This window comes from Mycobacterium sp. DHQP2018-32-09 (assembly GCF_058148405.1).
The window spans coordinates 1-464 of the sequence record NZ_JBYVYK010000135.1 but is presented as its reverse complement, the minus strand read 5'-3'; the positions used below and the strand labels follow the sequence as shown (position 1 = coordinate 464).

1 protein-coding gene is annotated in these 464 nt (G+C 47.2%); it reads right to left on the bottom strand.

Annotation, left to right across the window (positions count from 1 at the left end; all coding sequences use genetic code 11):
- A partial coding sequence (locus AC30CM_RS27030) for an alkyl sulfatase dimerization domain-containing protein (protein ID WP_490119980.1) occupies nucleotides 1–464 on the bottom strand: 464 nt, incomplete at both ends.

Here is a 464-nt window from a genome sequence, read left to right as displayed (position 1 = left end):
AATTACCCTGGTCATAATCCTGTTTGGCTTTCTGTAAAATGGCATCAGCACCGCCCATATACTCGACGAATTTTTTTGCGCCTTCTTCTGGCGGCAGTTCATCAAGCGTCGCGGGGTTACCATCAAACCAGCCGAGATAAAGCACGTAAGTTGCTTTCACGTCATGACTTACCGAACCGTAATAGCCGCGATTCGCCCAGGTATTAGCCAGTGAAGAGGGCAGTTTAAAGTTTGCGGCAATTTCATCACGGGTCATCCCTTGATTTGCCATACGCAGAGTTTGATCATTGATGTAACGATACAAATCACGCTGGCTTTTAAGCAGTTTGACCACGTTATCGTTGCCCCAGGTTGGCCAGTGATGTTGAGCGAGAATAATCTCGGCTTTATCTCCCCATAAATTGAGAGCTTCGTTAATATATTTTGACCACGGCAGCGGTTGGCGAATTTTAGCCCCACGCAGC